Source organism: Enterobacter sp. TCD1-1, assembly GCF_020567405.1.
In the GTDB taxonomy this organism is placed as follows: domain Bacteria; phylum Pseudomonadota; class Gammaproteobacteria; order Enterobacterales; family Enterobacteriaceae; genus Enterobacter; species Enterobacter quasiroggenkampii.
In genome coordinates, this window is sequence record NZ_JAJCXF010000001.1 from 1,641,449 (window position 1) to 1,658,810 (window position 17,362).

At 51.6% G+C, this 17,362-nt stretch carries 25 protein-coding genes and 2 pseudogenes; all 27 read right to left on the reverse strand.

Annotated elements, in window-relative coordinates; translation table 11 throughout:
* Positions 1–12 precede the first annotated feature (12 nt).
* The 27 genes and pseudogenes from LJA86_RS07920 to LJA86_RS08045 all read right to left on the reverse strand — a co-directional run bounded on the left by LJA86_RS07920 (position 13) and on the right by LJA86_RS08045 (position 17,302).
* A complete protein-coding gene (locus LJA86_RS07920; RefSeq protein WP_100121980.1) occupies positions 13–423 on the reverse strand; it encodes a DUF4128 domain-containing protein in 411 nt (136 codons plus the stop codon).
* The gene (locus LJA86_RS07925) at positions 420–1,004 is read right to left on the reverse strand and encodes a hypothetical protein (protein WP_229225964.1); all 585 of its coding nucleotides are present in this window, start codon (positions 1,002–1,004) and stop codon (positions 420–422) included. Before LJA86_RS07925 ends, LJA86_RS07920 begins: the two co-directional genes overlap by 4 nt.
* 1 nt (position 1,005) lies before the next feature.
* Positions 1,006–1,356, reverse strand: coding sequence for a hypothetical protein (locus LJA86_RS07930; RefSeq protein WP_229225965.1), 351 nt, complete (start codon positions 1,354–1,356; stop codon positions 1,006–1,008).
* The gene (locus tag LJA86_RS07935; protein ID WP_229225966.1) at positions 1,356–1,838 is read right to left on the reverse strand and encodes a DnaT-like ssDNA-binding protein; all 483 of its coding nucleotides are present in this window, start codon (positions 1,836–1,838) and stop codon (positions 1,356–1,358) included. The genes LJA86_RS07930 and LJA86_RS07935 overlap by 1 nt, the downstream gene beginning before the upstream one ends.
* Positions 1,839–1,874: 36 nt before the next feature.
* The gene (locus LJA86_RS22255; RefSeq protein ID WP_420707831.1) at positions 1,875–2,174 is read right to left on the reverse strand and encodes an Ig-like domain-containing protein; all 300 of its coding nucleotides are present in this window, start codon (positions 2,172–2,174) and stop codon (positions 1,875–1,877) included.
* Positions 2,156–3,109, reverse strand: a complete 954-nt coding sequence (locus LJA86_RS07940; protein ID WP_046092056.1) for a major capsid protein — start codon at positions 3,107–3,109, stop codon at positions 2,156–2,158. The genes LJA86_RS22255 and LJA86_RS07940 overlap by 19 nt, the downstream gene beginning before the upstream one ends.
* An 11-nt stretch (positions 3,110–3,120) precedes the next feature.
* Positions 3,121–3,891: a hypothetical protein gene (locus LJA86_RS07945; RefSeq protein WP_024907199.1), complete on the reverse strand. Its 771-nt coding sequence runs from the start codon at positions 3,889–3,891 to the stop codon at positions 3,121–3,123.
* A gap of 80 nt (positions 3,892–3,971) precedes the next feature.
* A complete protein-coding gene (locus tag LJA86_RS07950) occupies positions 3,972–5,069 on the reverse strand; it encodes a phage minor head protein (protein WP_229225967.1) in 1,098 nt (365 codons plus the stop codon).
* A gap of 1 nt (position 5,070) precedes the next feature.
* Positions 5,071–6,459: a DUF4055 domain-containing protein gene (locus tag LJA86_RS07955; RefSeq protein WP_229225968.1), complete on the reverse strand. Its 1,389-nt coding sequence runs from the start codon at positions 6,457–6,459 to the stop codon at positions 5,071–5,073.
* A 1-nt stretch (position 6,460) separates the two neighbouring features.
* On the reverse strand, positions 6,461–7,768 hold the full coding sequence (locus tag LJA86_RS07960) for a terminase large subunit domain-containing protein (RefSeq protein WP_229225969.1): 1,308 nt from the start codon (positions 7,766–7,768) through the stop codon (positions 6,461–6,463).
* Complete coding sequence (locus tag LJA86_RS07965) at positions 7,746–8,738, reverse strand: terminase small subunit (RefSeq protein ID WP_229225970.1); 993 nt, start codon at positions 8,736–8,738, stop codon at positions 7,746–7,748. The genes LJA86_RS07960 and LJA86_RS07965 overlap by 23 nt, the downstream gene beginning before the upstream one ends.
* A 57-nt stretch (positions 8,739–8,795) precedes the next feature.
* Positions 8,796–9,182: a hypothetical protein gene (locus LJA86_RS07970; RefSeq protein WP_095451522.1), complete on the reverse strand. Its 387-nt coding sequence runs from the start codon at positions 9,180–9,182 to the stop codon at positions 8,796–8,798.
* Between the two features lie 189 nt (positions 9,183–9,371).
* Positions 9,372–9,779 carry a lysis protein gene (locus LJA86_RS07975; RefSeq protein ID WP_229225971.1) on the reverse strand — a complete coding sequence of 136 codons (408 nt, stop codon included), beginning with the start codon at positions 9,777–9,779 and terminating at the stop codon, positions 9,372–9,374.
* Between the two features lie 101 nt (positions 9,780–9,880).
* Positions 9,881–9,952, reverse strand: a pseudogene (locus LJA86_RS07980) (lysozyme); the annotation flags it as partial.
* Positions 9,953–9,954: 2 nt separating this feature from the next.
* Positions 9,955–10,170: pseudogene (locus LJA86_RS07985) on the reverse strand (terminase small subunit); the annotation flags it as partial.
* A 451-nt stretch (positions 10,171–10,621) separates the two neighbouring features.
* Entirely contained in the window at positions 10,622–11,035 is a 414-nt protein-coding gene (locus LJA86_RS07990) for an Ivy family c-type lysozyme inhibitor (RefSeq protein ID WP_229225972.1), read from the reverse strand.
* Between the two features lie 388 nt (positions 11,036–11,423).
* Entirely contained in the window at positions 11,424–11,942 is a 519-nt protein-coding gene (locus LJA86_RS07995) for a hypothetical protein (RefSeq protein ID WP_047652138.1), read from the reverse strand.
* Positions 11,939–12,475: a lysozyme gene (locus tag LJA86_RS08000; protein ID WP_229225973.1), complete on the reverse strand. Its 537-nt coding sequence runs from the start codon at positions 12,473–12,475 to the stop codon at positions 11,939–11,941. The genes LJA86_RS07995 and LJA86_RS08000 overlap by 4 nt, the downstream gene beginning before the upstream one ends.
* The gene (locus LJA86_RS08005) at positions 12,475–12,777 is read right to left on the reverse strand and encodes a hypothetical protein (RefSeq protein ID WP_014832171.1); all 303 of its coding nucleotides are present in this window, start codon (positions 12,775–12,777) and stop codon (positions 12,475–12,477) included. The genes LJA86_RS08000 and LJA86_RS08005 overlap by 1 nt, the downstream gene beginning before the upstream one ends.
* 1,080 nt (positions 12,778–13,857) lie before the next feature.
* Positions 13,858–14,049, reverse strand: coding sequence for a hypothetical protein (locus tag LJA86_RS08010; protein WP_028013331.1), 192 nt, complete (start codon positions 14,047–14,049; stop codon positions 13,858–13,860).
* A gap of 125 nt (positions 14,050–14,174) precedes the next feature.
* Positions 14,175–14,486, reverse strand: a complete 312-nt coding sequence (locus LJA86_RS08015; RefSeq protein WP_072049799.1) for a hypothetical protein — start codon at positions 14,484–14,486, stop codon at positions 14,175–14,177.
* A 204-nt stretch (positions 14,487–14,690) separates the two neighbouring features.
* Positions 14,691–15,521, reverse strand: coding sequence for an antitermination protein (locus LJA86_RS08020; RefSeq protein WP_229225974.1), 831 nt, complete (start codon positions 15,519–15,521; stop codon positions 14,691–14,693).
* On the reverse strand, positions 15,518–15,880 hold the full coding sequence (gene rusA, locus LJA86_RS08025; RefSeq protein WP_229225975.1) for a crossover junction endodeoxyribonuclease RusA: 363 nt from the start codon (positions 15,878–15,880) through the stop codon (positions 15,518–15,520). Before rusA ends, LJA86_RS08020 begins: the two co-directional genes overlap by 4 nt.
* Positions 15,881–15,888: 8 nt before the next feature.
* Entirely contained in the window at positions 15,889–16,083 is a 195-nt protein-coding gene (locus LJA86_RS08030) for a hypothetical protein (protein WP_229225976.1), read from the reverse strand.
* Between the two features lie 4 nt (positions 16,084–16,087).
* Positions 16,088–16,690 carry a DUF1367 family protein gene (locus LJA86_RS08035; protein WP_229225977.1) on the reverse strand — a complete coding sequence of 201 codons (603 nt, stop codon included), beginning with the start codon at positions 16,688–16,690 and terminating at the stop codon, positions 16,088–16,090.
* A 39-nt stretch (positions 16,691–16,729) separates the two neighbouring features.
* A complete protein-coding gene (locus LJA86_RS22260; RefSeq protein ID WP_224065701.1) occupies positions 16,730–16,972 on the reverse strand; it encodes a hypothetical protein in 243 nt (80 codons plus the stop codon).
* Between the two features lie 105 nt (positions 16,973–17,077).
* Positions 17,078–17,302: a DinI family protein gene (locus LJA86_RS08045; protein WP_028013336.1), complete on the reverse strand. Its 225-nt coding sequence runs from the start codon at positions 17,300–17,302 to the stop codon at positions 17,078–17,080.
* Positions 17,303–17,362: the final 60 nt, after the last annotated feature.

Genomic DNA, 17,362 nt, shown 5'->3' on the forward strand with positions numbered 1-17,362 from the left:
TCAGAGAGGGAATCAGCTGGTAATGTCTGCCCGATAATTCAGGCTGACAGGGACGGTGTAGGACACTGGTGTAGGGATCCCGCGGAATATACCAGGCTCGCTGCTAATCCAGCACGTAAAGCCCCTGCCTTCAATCTCCTGCCCCTCGGGGAACAATTCAGCCACACGGTCTGCCAGGGCCACAACATCGTTACGGCCTGTGCCAGCTGGGGCCACAACGTTAATCTGGTATACACCTGAATAAATGCGGCAGCGCAATCCTAGGTCCAGCGTACGCGGCGTGGCGGGCATGTCATGGACTGCAAGATAGAGCCCATTAGACGGCGGTGTAAAAGGCACGTTTTCCCAGGCAACCGGGATACCTTCAGTATCAGCCCACTCGCCGAGCCTTGCGGCCAGCGCCGCCGCGATATCGGGAATCATTTAGTCACCTCCCTTAATGCTTCCTCAAAAAATCGCTGAAACTCAGCAGCAGTAATGCGTACCATCCCTTCCGGAGCCTGGGAAGAGTGCCCCATCTCCAGTCGATACGCGTAAGGGACGTTGTTGCAGAAATAAATAGCCTTCATCCCGACTTTGAACAGCGACAGCGTGTAATTCCCTGCGGCTTTTGTCAGATTTCCGGTTTTATCGACACGGCCCGTTTCATCTGTGGTCGGTGCATCAAAAGACACCTGCCAGTTGCCCCTAAACCGTCCACCGGTATACCCGGGCGGCGCTTTGATATCCATCCCATCCACCAGCCGAGCTTTCTTCTTAAGTCGCCCGGTTTTAGTCAGATTATTAGGGTCCGATTTTTGCGCTTCGTTATGGTCGTATACCGCCTGATTGTAAGAGGCTGCCGTCTGGTTGATACCCCAGAGTTCGGGGTTGCCGACAGGAGACATCATCACCAGTTGATTAAGGATCCGAATGCCGACTGCGCGTACGACTGCTTCCTGATTCGCTTTGGCTTTGTCCACAAACGCGCTGACGGCAGCCGTGAACGCCTTATTATCGTTCATGTTATGCCCTCAACTGAGCTTTGTAGCAGAGCACCACACCGCCCGGTTTCACCGGATTAGGCTTAACCACTCGATGCCTTACGCCGTCCACGTCGATAAGATCGCCGGTTTTGATTTCCTGCTCGGCAGTGAAGACAATCCGAACATCGCCGTTTTCTATGACCGTTCCGTCAATTTCTCCAGGTACGTAATCCGTCTTCACTCCTGTGGCGGTGAACTGGATATCCTCGGAACGATGCTCCACACCACCCATGACGATTAACGTGCCCTTACGCGTGACGTTGTATGCAATGCCGTTCTGCTTGAGCATCCGAGTCGTTATCGCCTGCATTCGCTGATATTTGATGGCCATTACGCGCGCTCCGCGAAAGCATTGATTGCATATCCACGCCCACCAGCCAGGTCGCCGAGAATAGCCATTACCGCCGGGTAAGAAGGTGTAAACGCCTCTCCATCGGCAACCGCATAGGTCATGGTAACGGCGCCTTCGACACGTTCGGTTTTCACCGCGGCCTCACGAACGCTTGAAAGCAAATCGCCATCAATTGCCTCGATAGCCAGCATGCATTGTGCGGTGATAACCTGCCGTGGTACTTCATCCGGCGGGAAATCATGTTCATCCAGAACGACATTCACGCGTGGCCATGCCAGAGGCTGTCGAGGGTCTGCTTTGGAACCTACCCAATCAAGCCCTTCCAGATAGTCCATCGCCTTAATCAGTAAAGGCGCGAGCTTTTCAGGCAGCTCAACTCCTCTCAGCGTGGCAAATGACGCCAGTTCATCTTCGCTGGCGTAACTGTTAATGTCAGCGGCGGTGATATCAGTAATAATCATCTGAGCATCCGTTGAATGGGGCTTATGCCCCATCGGTTAGCCAGCGGCAGGCGGGGTGAAGGTGATCTCCTCACTGGATTTAGCAATACCATCAACAGTACCGGTGACTGTGAAAGTACCTGCTGTATCAGAGGTAAGTTTGACCGTCGCCCCACCAGCAGAACCGGTCTGAGAGCTGGCCGTGCTGAGCGTACCGCCCGTTGAACTCCAGGCAACAGTTTTGCCGGAAACACCTGCGCCATTTAGCGTGTACTTCAGGGAAATGGTGACCGCATCTGTGCTGTCAGCGGTTGCGGAGGTTTTATCCGCTGACAGCGTTACTCCCCCGCTGCGGATCCCAGCTTAATCAGCACGCCAGCCGTAGATTTGTTACTGGTGAAGTGCTTCTTCCAGTTACCTGCGGTGCCGATTTTGGTCAGGTCCGGGTTGTCACCTTTGGAGGTATCCCAGCTGTAACCCAGCAGGTCGACATTCACCACGCCTTCAGCACGGTACCCGATCGCCAGGTTTTCCTGATCGTTGATGTCGTAGGAACGGAACCCCGGCGCCTGAGACTCGGTGACGGTAACCGCTCCGGCTACCAGCCCAAGGATCGCATCAGCGTCCATGGTGTCGGTCACCAGCACAGGTTTACCCAGCGTGCCTGGTTGCCCGCCGTAAACCACCACGCCCGCTTCTTCGTAGATTTTGTTGGCGATCGCCTCATCAACAATGTCGAAGTAGGTGGCAGAGTGCATCACGAACAGGACCACGCGGTTAAACTTGTCCCCGTATTTGCGCAGGCCGCGCGTCAGGGTCTTTTTACCGTCGGTCTCAATGTCGGCGGTTACAACCATGTCGGCGTTAGCACCAATCGCCGCAGTCAGCGCTTTCAGGCCGTATTTCACGTAGCCTTCCAGCGTCGCGTCAGCCACATCAGTGCCGATCACTTCGGAGAACTCGTCAACCGAGCGGCCGCGGCGTTTGAACGCTTCTTCTGTAGTTTCGTATGGACCGTATTTCCACGGCGCTTTGACGGATACGGCTTCACCGGCGCCAATCTTCTTACCCGTCACCTTTTCGGTGGAGTTAACGTCACGCGATTCGATTGAGCCACCCACTTTGTAGAAGGCTCGCTTGCGGAAATCGCCTTCAATCAGCTCGTTATCCAGCAGGATCGCACCGTTGGAGGACGCGTTGAAAATTGCCAGGTTGTCCTGGCGGCGCTCGAGGAAAGCGGTCTGCGCCAGATCGTCATAAATGATCAGGTCACTATTAACAGTGGTAGACATGGGTTAATCCCTTATTTCGGAAGTTTGAGGAAGGCCTGCTGGCCATGCTTGCGGATGTAGTCCGCTTTGTCGCTGGCGCTCATTTCGGAACGTTTCAGGCTGCCACCGCCGTTTGGTTTGTGTCCGCCCGCGCCGGTGCCTTCTGCGCGTGGGAAAAGATGCGGAGCCGTCTCCTTAAGAGACTCCGCCCACTCAAGCGGGCTTAGTGGAGTTTTGCCGTCTTTACCGAACAGAACGTCGCCATTTGCATCAACTGCTACGGCCTCGCCTTCGTCGTTGAGCTGGAATGTGCCTTTGGCACGCAGAATCAGATCGTCAGATGCTTCCGGTAGCGCGCCAGCTTTGGACGCTGCTGCACGGATTGCATCCCCCAGAACTCGATCCCGGAATTTGTTGGAGAACGCTTCGGCTTTGTCCGCGCGTTCATTTGCGGCTTTAATCTGCTTATCAACGTCAGCACGCAGACGTTCGGTGCGCTTATCGAGCACCTCATCGATTTTTCCGGCGGCAATCAGCTTTGCCTCTTCGTCGTCGGAAAAACGCTGGAGGATCCCGCGTACTGCATCAGGATCGATACCATCAAAGCGAGACAGGTTTTCTTTTTGTTGCTTGATGGTGCCCAGCAGTTCTGAGTTTTTTGATTTCAAGCCAGTGACTTCGCTGGTCACACGCTCATCAATAAGCTTCTGGATTTCAGGGGTGATTTCGATACCACCGCCACCGCTGCCCTCTCCGCCGCTTTCTGGTGCATAGAATTTCAGAAGCATGTTTCGAATTAACATATTTTCCCCTCGGGATTTTGCCGGGCCTCGCCCATAAAAAAGCCCCGGCGGATACCAGGGCGTGAAGTAAGATGTGGTTGTTAGTTGTCTGTGCCTGAGAGCTGCTTAAGACGTTCCAGGGATATCCATTCGCCTTTGTCAGTAAACATATCAGCCAGGTTGATTTCACCCGCGCGGAACAAACGGCCACGCTCGGCACCCAGAACCTGATCCTGGCGTTGTGCTGGCTGGCGCGCGAGCCATTCCAGATACGAAGTTTTCCCCGGTACCTGTCCATCCATGCTAGCTCGAATCCCCTCGTCCATCTCGCCGATATCGATGCCAAGTTCGCGCCACGACTTGAGGATCAGGGTTTCAGTAGAACGACAGCAAAAATGAATTTTCCCGGGTCCCTGTAGGTAAGGCACCTTATGCCCGACCGGTTTGTTATCAAGGGTATAGCGCAGCAGGTCACGAATAATGCAGTCGTGGCTGGTTTTATTGTCCAGCGTAGACAGCCACTGTTTGCCTTTCACGATATCGCTGTTGGCACTGGTGAAGCTGTTGCGCGCTGTGGCAGCCAGATGATTCACAGCTGTTTTAGCGATGCTGGCGGCATTTGCCCTGCTCATCTGTAGCGCGCCGTCGCGATAATCTTTATTGGCGTGGCCGCGAACACTGCGCGCGATAGTCTCTACAGTGTCGCCGGCAAGATACCCCCTGCGGACGGCGTTCACGATCCGCGCCAGCCTGTCCGATTCCAGATTCTCCGCCCACTCACTCAGCAGCCGCCCATGAAAGGGCTGCGCCATCGCCGCGGCATATACCATATCGGCGGTGATGCCCTGCAGCGGATAGTGAGACAGGACCTGTGAAGGCAGAAGGGAATCGAACAGGCTCATCTGATAACTGGCCTCGTTCTTTGCCAGTGCCACCAGCTCACTCTCGAGCCCTGCCTGCATGGTGGCTACGGCCTGATGGTTAAGATCGCGCACACTGCCCAGTAAACTCTGCAGACGGCTAACGGTGAAGCTCTCAGGAGGCAATCTGTCGAGCGCATCGAGCAGGCGTGCCGACAGGTCTGCGTCCGTCTCGTTGAGCAACTTCACCATCCGGTTTGCCACGCCTGTTGCATAGCGGCTTAACCAGACGGAATGTGCGATCGACTCATCGCGCAGGCTTTCGTTTACGGTTGCCATATCAGCCCCCGGTCAGCGTGGGGGCCTGATTGCGGAGCGCGTCAATCACCTCTTCCGGGCTGTCGGCCGGGTCAATGAGATCGAGCTTCTGCAGCGCGCGAATCATATCGCTATCACGCAGCGCACCGGACTGCCAGGCGTTGACGATTGCCGTCACCATGCCCGACTCGGCAACCTTCGCTATGAATTCCTGATTTATGGTGTAACTCGTCGTTTCGCCCTTGATGCCGAGGTATTTCGCACACCAGCCAAGAGCAAGTGTGTATGCCTCAGAAACGTTTGAAACACAGATACCGAGCACTGATGTTGAGGATGTTTGCTCACCACTCGCCTGGGTAGCAGTCTTCGCTGTGGCATTCTGCTCAATCAGTCGGGCGCCCAGCTGCACCATGTAATCGCGCTTACTGTCCATGGCCTCTTTAGCCAGCATGTTCGGCTGCGCCTGGGCATAGCCAAACGAGCCTTCTTTGGGAAGCAAAAGCGGTGATCGGGAACCAATTTTTACGCCCTTCTTCTCGAGGTGGTCGCGCCAGTTGGTATCGAGCCCTGTCATGTACGGCTGCACCTGGCCACAGAACCACACGCTGTCCTCATAGTCAGCACTGTTACGGTAATGACCGTGGTTTATTTCCACCAGCGCAGCCAGCGGTGAATCATCAATGGTAGGATCGTTGTTCTGGGCGCCGACGAAGGTAAACGGAATTTCATCCCAGTAGTCCTTTCCTTTAGGCTTCGGATGATATTCGCTGTCGACGGTGTAGGTTCCGCTTGCTGTGCCACCAGCCCGGCGCCATACGCGGCATATGAACCGCCCTTCTTCCAGCGCCAGCTCGCGGTACTGGATTTCATCCTTGTAAGCGAAACCATCCGGCTCTTCTACGCATTCGCGCAGGACCACCAGCACCAGCTGATCGCGTCCGTTAATTCGCTTCGTTCGCCAGTTAATGATGTTCTCTGCCGGATAGCGGAGGATGATCGCCTCATCGGAGGCTTCTGCGTAATCGACATAAAGTCCCTCTCGCGCAACTTCCAGCACGTTCTCGGCCACCAGCTGCGACTGCTGATAGATGCTGGTTCCGGCCCCGTCAGCATTGTCCAACAGGTACTTCAGCTTCTCCGGACCGTTAAACGTGGGGTCCTTGCGATACGCCATCCCAAGCATGCCGATCTTCGTATTGCCTGCAATGGCATAGAAAACCGCGCGGCTAAGATAGTCCTCATTGCGCTTACGGTTGCGCGTGGATTTATCGGTTGGGTCGAGATAAGGCAGATACTTATTACCCGCCGCCTTTACAGCCTCGGCCCCTTTGCAGAAGTCCCTGTATTTCCGCCAGGCAGCAGAGGCCGCCCGGTGTTCTGGTCGAACCCAGGTGATGTCGTCATTTGCCATATCAGAAAGTGGTGTCCATGGTGATTGAATATGCCGGTTTCACGATCGGGTAATCCTTCACGATGAAGTACCCACCAGCATCATTGGGGTGATCGTTATCTGCTGATTTGTCCGGTTCGCCATTTGCCGCCCAGATTTGCTGCTCAAGGCTCTCGGTATAAACCGGGCAGTTCTGGACGTTCACCAGATAGCGGCGCTCGCCGTTGGCGTTACAGAACATGGCATTCATCGAGTTGATGCGGTCTTTAACCGGCGGGTTGGCATCATCAACAATGACGCTGAATCCTGCATCGTTGAGCTGAGCGATATCGGTCTTGCTTGCGTTCTGGGATTTGCGTGAATCCCCTGATGCATCCGGATAGATGTAAATCTCCCGGTTTTTAACGTAGCGACCATCCTCGTAGCGCCAGAACTCTTCCTGGATGCGCTTAATCATCGCCGGAGTATCGTAGACCTTCACGAGTTCACGAACCGCACGCGGCAGGCCATTACGCTTTACGTGAACAATTGCGGCCATTTTCCCTACGTTGAAGTCCATACCAATAAACAGCGGATCCCCGTCCTGAATCTCGTCAGAACAGTTATTCAGCTTACGGTTGAAGGTGTGGTAAATGGTCCCGCTGTTAAGGTTGGTGAACTTCCCGCGCAGATAGGCCTGAATCAGTTCGTCAGGGTAAGAACTAAGCAGCGATGGAATGTAATCAGGCGGTAGATTCTTTGCATTGTCGAATGTGCTGGCCTGAATCAGCCCATACAGGGCTGCCAGTTGGGGCTTTTCACGCACCGCCTTCACGAACTGTTGGTAGACGAACTTGAATCCTTCTGGGGTTGTCGTTACATCGATGCCATTCCTCAGGCCGGGAATGTTGTAGCGCATACGAGCGATGATTTTTCGCCACGCCTGCTGCGCCTTAGGAGACGCCATGACGTCCAGTTCATCCACCATCGCGTTACCGATTTTGAAACCGACTATCGAGCCGGGTTTCTCCATCGAGCGGCATATTGTCGTCCCGCGGTACCGTCGCCCCTCGTAGAAGTGAACCTCTTTGTTCCCCTCGTTGATTTTGACGCTCAGACCCCAGTCAAAGGCCACCTCTTCAATCGTCGGGTAGAAGATGTCACGAATCTGCGGATATGTTGGCGCGAAGTAGCCCTGGTTGATTTTCGGGTGTTCCCACATCCCCTTACAGATGCCGCCACAGCCCACCCAAGTCTTACCGGAACCGAACCCGGCAACATAGGCCTTGAATTTGTGCTGCATCGCGAGGAAGCGCGCCTGAGGAATGTTAAGTGTCGGGCTGATCCCCATCGTCCGCCCTCGCGTCCACTACGTTGATATTGATTTGAACAGGGGTTGGCTCGTCGTCCTCACCATCTCCGGCCAACTCCTTGCGGAGTTTCTCAACCTCCAGCTGCCGACGTTCGATTTCAATCTGCTGCAGGCGCTGCGCAAATTCGCTATCGGCCAGGCCCAGGCGCTTCATTACCGCTTCGAACATCCGCTCGCGGCTGATTGCTGTGACTTCGACGCCATTTTTGCCGACCTTCACGCCGGAGTAAGCGAGACGAGAAGCTGCCGGGAGTTTGCGCGTATCGGGGAAATAAGGCTGGCCAATGCCGTCGCCGTTGCAGCGCGGGCATTCTGGGTTTGGCTCTCGGTTGTGGTCGTAACCATAGCCGCCAGTATCCTGCGGCAGCCTGGCACCTTCCCGCCCCTCGACTTTTGCCGTTTCCTCATCAAACTCAACTGCATCGCGCCACTGGTAGTGGTGACCGAAGCCCCAGCAGTAACGACACGCGCCGCGGCGATACTGTGAAAGCTGGTTTGCATCGAAGGTGGCGAGCTGCCACATCTGCGCGAGGACTTCATCAGCACTTCCAAGCGTGCGCGCAATGGACGCTTTTTGCTGCTGCGCAATGGCCTGCGCAACGTTAGGATTCGCTATGAGCTGACGACCGTAATTTGGGTCGCTATAACCAGCACGTGCAGCGGCAGCGGTGGCGTTATTGTCCTTCAGGTACTCCGCGACAAATAAACGCTGCTGAGCGGTAAGTCCATCATCTTCCACCAGCTCATTTGCGCTTTTATCTTTCTGCGCAGTGCGCATTTTTTTCTGCGCAGGTTTTTGCGCAGTTTGCGCATAAGGTTTTTTGATATATCGACGGGCGGTAGCGTAGTTCAGTCCTTGCGCTTCGCACCATTCCTTTGGTGATACGCCGGTTGCGGCATGGTCGGACAGGAACCGTTGCTGAAGCTCGCCCCAGTCCGGTTTTGCCATTTTTGCTCCAATAAAAAAGCCACACGAAGGTGGCTTGGTTTAACAAACGTGATCAATTCAGTCTTTTGTAAAGTATTTATATGTGCCCCAGGCTGCCAGACCTGTTACAGCTGCACCTGCAATGGCCCAACCAACTACGGGCACTACAGCGCTACTAGCAGCAGCAGATGCAATCGCAGTTACTCCACCTGCCATTCCAGTCCCTCCGGCGGCAATTGCTCCACCACCTGCAGTCGCCAAGGCTGCGGTAGTCGCTGAAGCTGATGCGCCCGTGGCTATAGCAGCTGCAGCCGCAGCTTCGGCAGCAGCAGTAGCAATCGCACCACTAACTCCTATAGCCGCCCCAATCCCAGCTCCTGCGCCGGCACCGACACCTACAGCAACACCCTCGCCAATATTTTTAATATTGGATTTATAATCGTCGTTATTAGTTTCATTAGTCATTTTATTACCTTGAACATCAGGGAGTTTTCTGTAATTGGTTCATCGGCATATGCTATATAAACTTTAATCATACTTGCCCCGTACCAGAGGTTTTTTTTGGCATCACCCAACCTATCAAAATGCTCTTAAAATATTTGCTATTTTTAGTGTCCAGCAGATAGATAATGTCAGAAACTTACGGAAGAGGCACTATTTGAGACACTGCTGTTTGATGTAGTCCTGCAGATAGCCAACCTGCTTCGTCACTGTGACGATTCGCTCTCTGAGGGTGAAATAATCCCGTTCAGCGGAGTCAGTAAGTCTGGGGCCGGAAGCATCGCCCATGCTGCTGGCACCGGCCGTTCCGTTCGCGGGACAACTGGCGTTGAGGTGCAGCCCACACTTACCAGTGTTAACGCAACGCTGAAGATCTTCAAGCTGAGATTTCGCATCGGCTAATTCCTTCGTGTATTTAGCATCCAGTGCAGCGACATCTCGCTGCCGGGTCTGCATATCTTTGATGATGGCGTTCGCCAAGCTGAGTTTCTCAGTCGACTTATCGCGCTGCTCTTTGTAGGTGATGGCGTTGTCGCGGTAGTGGTTAATCGCCCAAGCCATAAAGACCAGCAGGCAGATAACGACAGCGCAGATGATCGCGGTTAATCAGCTCATTTATGGTCCCACATGCAGAATTCGCGCTCATTCTCCCGGCGCGTTACTCACCCTTTCCACTGTTTGCCTCCAGCATGAGTCCAGCGCCGCAGCAGATCGCATGCGCCTTTCTGGTTCCCATGTCCACCAGCTCTTCTGCGCTTTTATCTTTCTGCGCAGTGCGCACTATCTTTCTCGGGTAAATTTTTGTATTTTGCGCAGCAGTTTTCTTGATATAGCGGCGAGCAGTTACATAATTAAGATTATGCGCCTCGCACCATTCCTTAGGGGATATGCCAGTAGCAGCGTGATCAGACAGGAACCGCTTCTGCAGCTCGCCCCAGTCCGGCTTAGCCATTGTTACCTCTAAACTGAATGAACTTTAGACGTCACTCACAGCTTCAGTATTTGAAGCAATGAAGTATTTTTCTCAAAGAAATCTTGAAATGAGGATTTAAGCTTATGAAATATGTATAACTACGATGACGTACAGAAAATCAAGGCCAATCTCGAGTGGATAGTGCATCAAGCCTCTGCCCGGTCTCATTTGCGCACTGAGCATGACCAATTAGTGATTTCCGATCTAATGGAACTCATCCAGACATATGAAACGCTTCTAGACCTTGTAAGCCAATTTGGAGCTTCCGTCTTAAATTCGGAAATCATAGCGGGTCTATCAATCACAGAGGAATTCATTGCTAAAGTTAAGCGGAATGAGGATGCGATGTGAGCGAGCAACACACTAAGTGGCGATTGATTTGTGTTTTGAAGCTTCAAACTGGTGGATTACAGTTTGAAGCTTGGGTTATTTAATTGCCGTACAGTCGATTGAAAAGCGCATTTTTCATCGCATTAGAATCAATCGGATCCACGTTTAACCAGGTCAATGTCTCACGATTCTTTTCTGCATTGAAATCAGAAAACACACCATGAATATCACCGCTATCAGGTGAGTAGAGAACAGCAATATTCTGTTCTGGACAACTGTGTGGTTTACACCCTGACAGTGCAATATACTTTTTGCCCGCAACTGTTACTTCGGTTGATGGCGTGCTCGTGCCACCATTTTTTACCCATGCAGGTAGTTTGTTTTTACTAATCAGCTGGGAGTAGCTTTTAGACGTGCTTTTTGCACTGGCGAAATCAGAAAGATACTGCCCCTCGTCGGCAAGAGCACTGAAAGATACAAAAGCCATAGCAGCGATAAACACTTTACCTTTCATATTAATCCTCATTCCATAAAGACATCTCAACACTATACCTTAGCGGCTACTATGTCAGCCCTACAGTTAGCTAGAGGATTCCATATTACTGCCTATCCCAAGTGATTAACTCAGAATCATCCTAATAGCTACCGCTTATGCTTGTTGATTACGGACTGCTTGCCAGACTATTCAAGACTCTGATGAGGAGTTTGCCAACTCCAGGGAAACATCCATAAAAAGAGCAAGTGAAACTGAGACTCTGGTAGCCCTCCTTGTGAGGGCATTTTTTTACAATGCTGCGCTTCGCTTGTTAAATATTGAGTCTTTTCTACAATTTAATAGTGCTTTGCTATGTCAGGTAAAGCCGTCGTTCAGGAATACCCGTGTGCTCAAGGACGAGCCATCCCTAATTCTTTCTTTCCAACTCGATCTGCCTTATGCCAGCGAAATTATTGTTGCCCTTTTCAATTACAGCCAGTAGCGGCTTAATCCACAATACTGCCTGGCAGTACGTCATGGAGTTGGTGGCAACGGCACGATCATCGGCTGTGTCAGGTCCATTGGAATCGGTGTGCATGGCGCTGGCACGTAAACGGTGCGCGTATTTGAGCAACCCACCAGCAATGTCAGCAGGAACAGGCAGATCACAGGTTTTTTCACGGCGGAAAATCTCCCGGTATTCGATTACGGTTTCTTCGGTGCTGGTATCAATCAGGGAGTTGAGCCTATTGGCATGTTCTGCAACCTGATTGAATCGATTGAAGTTGAATGCCTGGGTAGCGATAACCTGCCCCTGCAGAGAATTGTCACTTCGCAGAACGTCGTTTTCGCTTTGAAGATTACTGGCCTCCGAGCAGCTCCGAACGAGGGCAACCGAAAGGCCAGCAATAATGACAACGCCGATAATACCCGGATTAATTTTCACTGGTCTATCCCCCAGCACGCCAGCGCACTTTCCTGGTCTCGTCGTTCTACCTGACCGTAGCAGCCATTCTTCTGGCCTTTAGTCAGGCGGCAGTCGCGGCCACCGTCTTTAATCCACCAGCGGATTGCCTCGCATGCCCCGTGGCGGTCACCGGCATTGATGCGCTTGTAGAACGTGGACGGGAAGCACTTACCTGGCCCGATGTTGTACGGGCAGAAAGAAGCGATCCCAGCTTTCTGAGGTTCGGTAAGCGGTACCGTAATATTGCGGTCAACCCACGCCAGAGCCCTATTGCGTTCGATGGCGTTTACCTGATTGCATTTGGCCTGTGTCAATTTCATGCCCTGCACAACCGGTTTACCATCAACCATCGTTACGCCGCGGCAAATAGTCCAGATACCGCCGCCATCTTTGTAGGCCGTGAGGCTGTTACCCTCTTTCTCATTCAGAAACTGGTCAAGGATTACGGATGCAGGAGCACCAGCCAGTATCAGCCCTAGAACTGCGGTACTCAACTTTGCTCTGGATCCCATCACTCACCTTCCTTTTGTAATGCCTCAACGACCACGCTTGCAGCAGCGGGACGCTCGTGGAGGGGTTTATCACCAACGCCTTTCAGGTAGTCATTGACCATTTTTGTTCGCTTCTCATCCTCTCTACGCCTGCGGTTTGCATCTACCCGCCCGTTAATGTACGAGGCTAGCGAGATAAGCAGACCAGCAGCGCCAAAGAACATGAACACCAGATCCTGAGTGGTAAATCCAATTGCTGACGCCAGAGCTGCTACCCACGCGAAGAACTGCGTGAAGATGTTCCCTGAATCATTCATTTTCATGGTCTCTCACCTCGCTAGGCGCGGGTGCTGATTTTGGAATAAAAAAAAGGCTGCCAAACGGCTGCCTTGTGAGGATTTAAATCTGCTGCAGCTTCCTTCTCCTGAGAAGTGCAATAGATTAAATAATCCTTAAGAAGAGCTATTTAACTCCTTAAAATAATTAACTTTTCACATAATTTTTAAATGTTATCATTTGCGTTAAGTTAATGACTTATCCTCGCAGGGAAAAAAGAGATACAAGCAGGTAGCACTGGCATTATTCATGCGGAGAAGATTGATGTCGTTCTCCGCACTTTTTTGTGCACTGAGCTAGCTATCAAATGTCCACCAGCTATTACATTAGTGCCAGAAACATGATCAGACATTTAGCCCCCTCTTTCTTTGGCTACCCCATTCAGAAAATTTGAATGGAGAGAAAAAAAGCCCGCTCTTTTGAAGCGGGCCAATGAGTTGACTATTTGTAAGGTAGGTGTGAGTAAGACTTATGCTCAGAGGTGAAGCTGTATCGGCTGATTCACTATCGGTCCAGGAGAATTACCGGGCATTCAGTAATTTCTCACGACTTAAAGAGTAGCAGTAGTTTTCCAAGCCATAAAAAAAGGCCTGCGTTTTATGGCAGGCTCTCAAGGAATTTTAATCTTTTATTGTTGTTGTCATGGTGCCGGGTGCCTCCCGGTGACCCTACCCCAGTCAGCAAGGCCGCGTGCATACCTGCAGAGCACAGTTGACTGGAACGCCCTTTCGCTTAGAAAGGATTCACCACATGCATAAATTACTCATGAAGCATTCACCCGGTCAATACTATTCAACATTCGCAAAAAAAAGCCTGCTCGGACAAGCAGGCATAAATAGCTAAGTTGGCAATAACTGAGGGAGTGGTGCCGGGTGCCTCCCGGTGGAAATGATCACAGCATTCATTCCCGCGCGCTGGTTGGACACTCTGGAGAAATGTCCTGCTGAACCGCCCCTCCGCTTAGGGGGATCCACCACTAAAACGCTTTCAGAAACATCCATTCTGCAGGATGCTTAAGAAGCATATGTGCAGTATGAAGAATCTGCCACGTAATCAAATGAATATATTCATTTAAATGGTACAGGAAGAGGGCCTTCAATCACCTCGGCCTCTCCGTTGTCGCAGATGTCGTCACCCTGTGTCAGATGCCAAATACCATTAAAAGTAAGTCCCGTCTCAAGGTCTTCAGTAACGCCATTGCTGTAGTAAGCAACCTGAATCCTGCCGTTGTGCTGAATCCAGTAGTAACCTTCTTGCATGATCATCTCCTTAACATGATGAGATGAGTATATTGCTGAGTTGAGATGAATGGCGTTAGATATACTCAGTATTTATTTCTGTCATGAGGATAGGACTTCCTCATCACTGTTGCCGAACTACTCAGTCAGATCTCATTCATCTCAGATACTTCAAACTGAAAGACATAGGGATCAGAAAGAAGCTCAAATTGCTCATCGTCTGGATAGGTTACCGCTACGTGGTAATTTTCACCTGCGAAAGCCTTAATGGATGAGAGATCACGCCAATAAGTTGCCAGAAAGAAATGCTCCCATTCTCCCTGTCGTTCACGCCGTACGTATGCACCTTGGTTGCCATTAACACTTTTAGAGTGCTTAACTCCCGTTAATTCAAGATGCGCAGCAAACCCATCACCGTGTCGTACTGGTACGCAACCATGCCATGTTCTTACAATCATACCCCTCCATTAAATGTCTGAAAGTGAATTTATATTCACAATATCATAATATTTAATCTCTTTGGGGGTTTAAAATGCATTCTGACGTCATAAAAAAGCCCCACGGGGTTAACCGCAGGGCTTTAAACGAAGGCAATAACCCATCGTTAGAGCAAAATTACCACAGATTCGGGAAAAGTAAATAGCTCACGATAAATTCACGCTCTATTTTGTTATCTGCTTCAGCTGCGCATCAGCCCAGGCCTCTTCGATGTCAAACCTGGTGATGAGCTGATCGTAGAATGGTTTAACAGATTTCTTCCATGTATCGAGGCTGATTGCATCCGTTATCCCACATACAGCTGCGTAAGCCTCAGTTGATGGAATTCGTTCATAACCTCGGCCACTGCAGCGTTTGCAATTAGCCAGAACCGGAACGCCCTGCTGTTTTGTAAGAGCCTGATTAATGGCTTTCCCGCGTCCATGACAGTCATTACAGGCGCAACTGACAACCTTCTTCCCCTTGCATTCCGGGCACAGCACCCGAGCCACTTCTCGCACCTTGCGTTTGTTTTCGTATTGAGAAGGGATAACTTTCACCCCCCAAGCGGTAGTTTTTTTAATAACATCTTTTGCGTGCCAAGGGGTGCTGGTCTTCATCGTAAACACATCTGCGTCAATGAACCCATGTCCGTCGCAACATACGCAATGCTTCACACTTGCGGCGCTGCGGGAATAGTCCTCGAAAGCGAAAGTGGCCAACTGATGCAACACCAGTGGTTTAATCTCTGCATCAAGCTTCCGTAATGCCGCAACCCGATCGCACTTAATCAATGCGTACTGGGCCAGCAGTTCGATAGCCCTCTCCCGGTCATTGTTGCTGATACCCATCTTCCCAAGAAAAGCACTGTACCCCATGGCGGCCCGTTCCTGCGTCATCCCCATGGCAGCCATGATATCTGTTCCGGTTAATGCATCTGATGCCGTAGCACGAGGGGAGTCGCTAATCATCGTCGATTTGGCAAAGTGATATTTGAGGATATTATCAAGATTCATGCGGTCTCCAGCTCGGTAATGGTGAGTTCTAATTTCCCGCCCTTAACGACAGGCATTTTCACAACGCGATAGTCGACAACCTGGCAGTCATCCAGCCAGAACCCCGCCTTGGTTAAAGCGTCAAAAGCTGCCTTCTGCAGGTTATCCAGATCACGGTGCCGGCGGTCAGGCATGTGACATTCAATTCGGATTTTGAGTGGTGCAGCCGTTCGGATATTAAGCCGGGCGCTTCGAATGACACTGGCGACCGCATATCGATACGCGACGCCATCAGCGCTAATGTGAGTGCGCCCGCGGTTATGCCGGTAATACCGGTTATTGCTCGGCGGCCAGGGCAAAGTGATTTGATATGTCTTCATGTTCACCCTCATAACCGGTTTCGCCAGCGGCTATCCGGGCGCGCTGGTGTGTTAGATGTCGGAAGGAATGCACTGACAGTCCAGGTCACGTAATCCGGGTTAAGGCTGCGCTCAACTCGCACGCCGCGCGCTTTGTAACGCTTAACCAGCTCGTCGGCCTGTTCGGTGCTGCAATCGTTGTGGTGGAACCAGGTCTTCTTCATTCCATCACCCCGCAAAACCAAGCAGCTGCGCGGCGACGTTTTCGGCCTCGTCACGGCTGCGGAATGAACGCGACAGGACCCAGCGCCAGAGTACATCGAGCACAGCTTTATAGAGCTGCTGAAACTCGAGTTCGTCCATGATGGCAAACGAGATGCTGCGAGGATGCTTTTTGAGTGTTCCGTCTGGCAACTGAATGGCATCAAAGTGCCCTGCCTCGACGATCACCCAGGAGCGGTAAGCATCGAAGGATTTGCACAGGCTAATGCCATTCGTGACGCGCCGGTAAGCAACCTGCTCAAGATACTGCTCGGCAGCATCGATAAGCGCCCCCTCATTCCCGCCATAAGAAGCCAGGAACTTGGCGTAGCCGGTGATCAGCTTCCGCTCGTTACTCGAGATAGCCCCGCCGGTTGGTTCCCAGTATTCAAAACCGAGATTGAGAAGCGCGAAAAAGCGCCGATGGAATGCCGGGTTACGTACCCGCCTGAACTCGGCAACAAGAAGATCGCCGAGCCGGGTTTTTGATTGCAGAATATCGCTGGTCTCGGGCGTAGCCGGGATCAGTATTCCTGAGTGGTGTTTGATAAGTTGTAATTCTAGCGCCATGGTTCTCTCCGTGGCGCATCAGGTATAGGGTGTTCAGGCCTATGAAAGAATAATATCAGACGGTGGTGTAACTCGGTACCCCAGCCGTTTTGCAAATTGCATAAACCCATTCAGAGTGAAGATTTCTTCCTCTTCGAGTAACGGTCTTAATGAAACTATTCCATTTACTCGATAAACCAGATATCTCCCTTCCGCCGGGAAGCTATAGATAACTGCTTTATCGGCCCTTCTGACCACGTCGTACCATTGATCATCTGCATTAAAGGCATCTGCACTACACACTTTTTCCCCCAGAGCGACTTATGACGCGGTAAACAGTAATCGGGAACAGCCAGGGGAACGCAAACAGCGATACTCTTTGAAACTGCTCCAGTGAAATTCACGCGATTAATAAAACCACTCGTCCGCGCTCTCCCAGGTCTCCTGCAGGATATGTTCGACCTCCTTCTTATCGCCTCCGAAAACAGTCAGCCCATCATTGCTGGCACGCCTGATCGTTAACTGACAATCATCAAACTGCTTGCTAAGTCTTTTGAGCAGTTCTGACTCGAGCGCAGGTATAGCTCCAACAGGAAGTTTCTTCATGCGATCAATGGTTAACTCGATTTTCATTTTTCCCTCCGCAATGAACAACTGTATGCATATACAGGATATTTATAAACATATCTTACG

Excerpts from the sequence above, each read along its gene's own strand:
- LJA86_RS07920 (WP_100121980.1), bottom strand. The coding sequence starts at position 423 with ATGATTCCCGATATCGCGGCGGCGCTGGCCGCAAGGCTCGGCGAGTGG.
- LJA86_RS07925 (WP_229225964.1), bottom strand. The coding sequence starts at position 1,004 with ATGAACGATAATAAGGCGTTCACGGCTGCCGTCAGCGCGTTTGTGGAC.
- LJA86_RS07930 (WP_229225965.1), bottom strand. The coding sequence starts at position 1,356 with ATGGCCATCAAATATCAGCGAATGCAGGCGATAACGACTCGGATGCTC.
- LJA86_RS07935 (WP_229225966.1), bottom strand. The coding sequence starts at position 1,838 with ATGATTATTACTGATATCACCGCCGCTGACATTAACAGTTACGCCAGC.
- LJA86_RS07940 (WP_046092056.1), bottom strand. The coding sequence starts at position 3,109 with ATGTCTACCACTGTTAATAGTGACCTGATCATTTATGACGATCTGGCG.
- LJA86_RS07945 (WP_024907199.1), bottom strand. The coding sequence starts at position 3,891 with ATGTTAATTCGAAACATGCTTCTGAAATTCTATGCACCAGAAAGCGGC.
- LJA86_RS07950 (WP_229225967.1), bottom strand. The coding sequence starts at position 5,069 with ATGGCAACCGTAAACGAAAGCCTGCGCGATGAGTCGATCGCACATTCC.
- LJA86_RS07955 (WP_229225968.1), bottom strand. The coding sequence starts at position 6,459 with ATGGCAAATGACGACATCACCTGGGTTCGACCAGAACACCGGGCGGCC.
- LJA86_RS07960 (WP_229225969.1), bottom strand. The coding sequence starts at position 7,768 with ATGGGGATCAGCCCGACACTTAACATTCCTCAGGCGCGCTTCCTCGCG.
- LJA86_RS07965 (WP_229225970.1), bottom strand. The coding sequence starts at position 8,738 with ATGGCAAAACCGGACTGGGGCGAGCTTCAGCAACGGTTCCTGTCCGAC.
- LJA86_RS07970 (WP_095451522.1), bottom strand. The coding sequence starts at position 9,182 with ATGACTAATGAAACTAATAACGACGATTATAAATCCAATATTAAAAAT.
- LJA86_RS07975 (WP_229225971.1), bottom strand. The coding sequence starts at position 9,779 with ATGGCTTGGGCGATTAACCACTACCGCGACAACGCCATCACCTACAAA.
- LJA86_RS07990 (WP_229225972.1), bottom strand. The coding sequence starts at position 11,035 with ATGAAAGGTAAAGTGTTTATCGCTGCTATGGCTTTTGTATCTTTCAGT.
- LJA86_RS08000 (WP_229225973.1), bottom strand. The coding sequence starts at position 12,475 with ATGGGATCCAGAGCAAAGTTGAGTACCGCAGTTCTAGGGCTGATACTG.
- LJA86_RS08005 (WP_014832171.1), bottom strand. The coding sequence starts at position 12,777 with ATGAAAATGAATGATTCAGGGAACATCTTCACGCAGTTCTTCGCGTGG.
- LJA86_RS08010 (WP_028013331.1), bottom strand. The coding sequence starts at position 14,049 with ATGCAAGAAGGTTACTACTGGATTCAGCACAACGGCAGGATTCAGGTT.
- LJA86_RS08015 (WP_072049799.1), bottom strand. The coding sequence starts at position 14,486 with ATGATTGTAAGAACATGGCATGGTTGCGTACCAGTACGACACGGTGAT.
- LJA86_RS08020 (WP_229225974.1), bottom strand. The coding sequence starts at position 15,521 with ATGAATCTTGATAATATCCTCAAATATCACTTTGCCAAATCGACGATG.
- rusA (WP_229225975.1), bottom strand. The coding sequence starts at position 15,880 with ATGAAGACATATCAAATCACTTTGCCCTGGCCGCCGAGCAATAACCGG.
- LJA86_RS08030 (WP_229225976.1), bottom strand. The coding sequence starts at position 16,083 with ATGAAGAAGACCTGGTTCCACCACAACGATTGCAGCACCGAACAGGCC.
- LJA86_RS08035 (WP_229225977.1), bottom strand. The coding sequence starts at position 16,690 with ATGGCGCTAGAATTACAACTTATCAAACACCACTCAGGAATACTGATC.
- LJA86_RS08045 (WP_028013336.1), bottom strand. The coding sequence starts at position 17,302 with ATGAAAATCGAGTTAACCATTGATCGCATGAAGAAACTTCCTGTTGGA.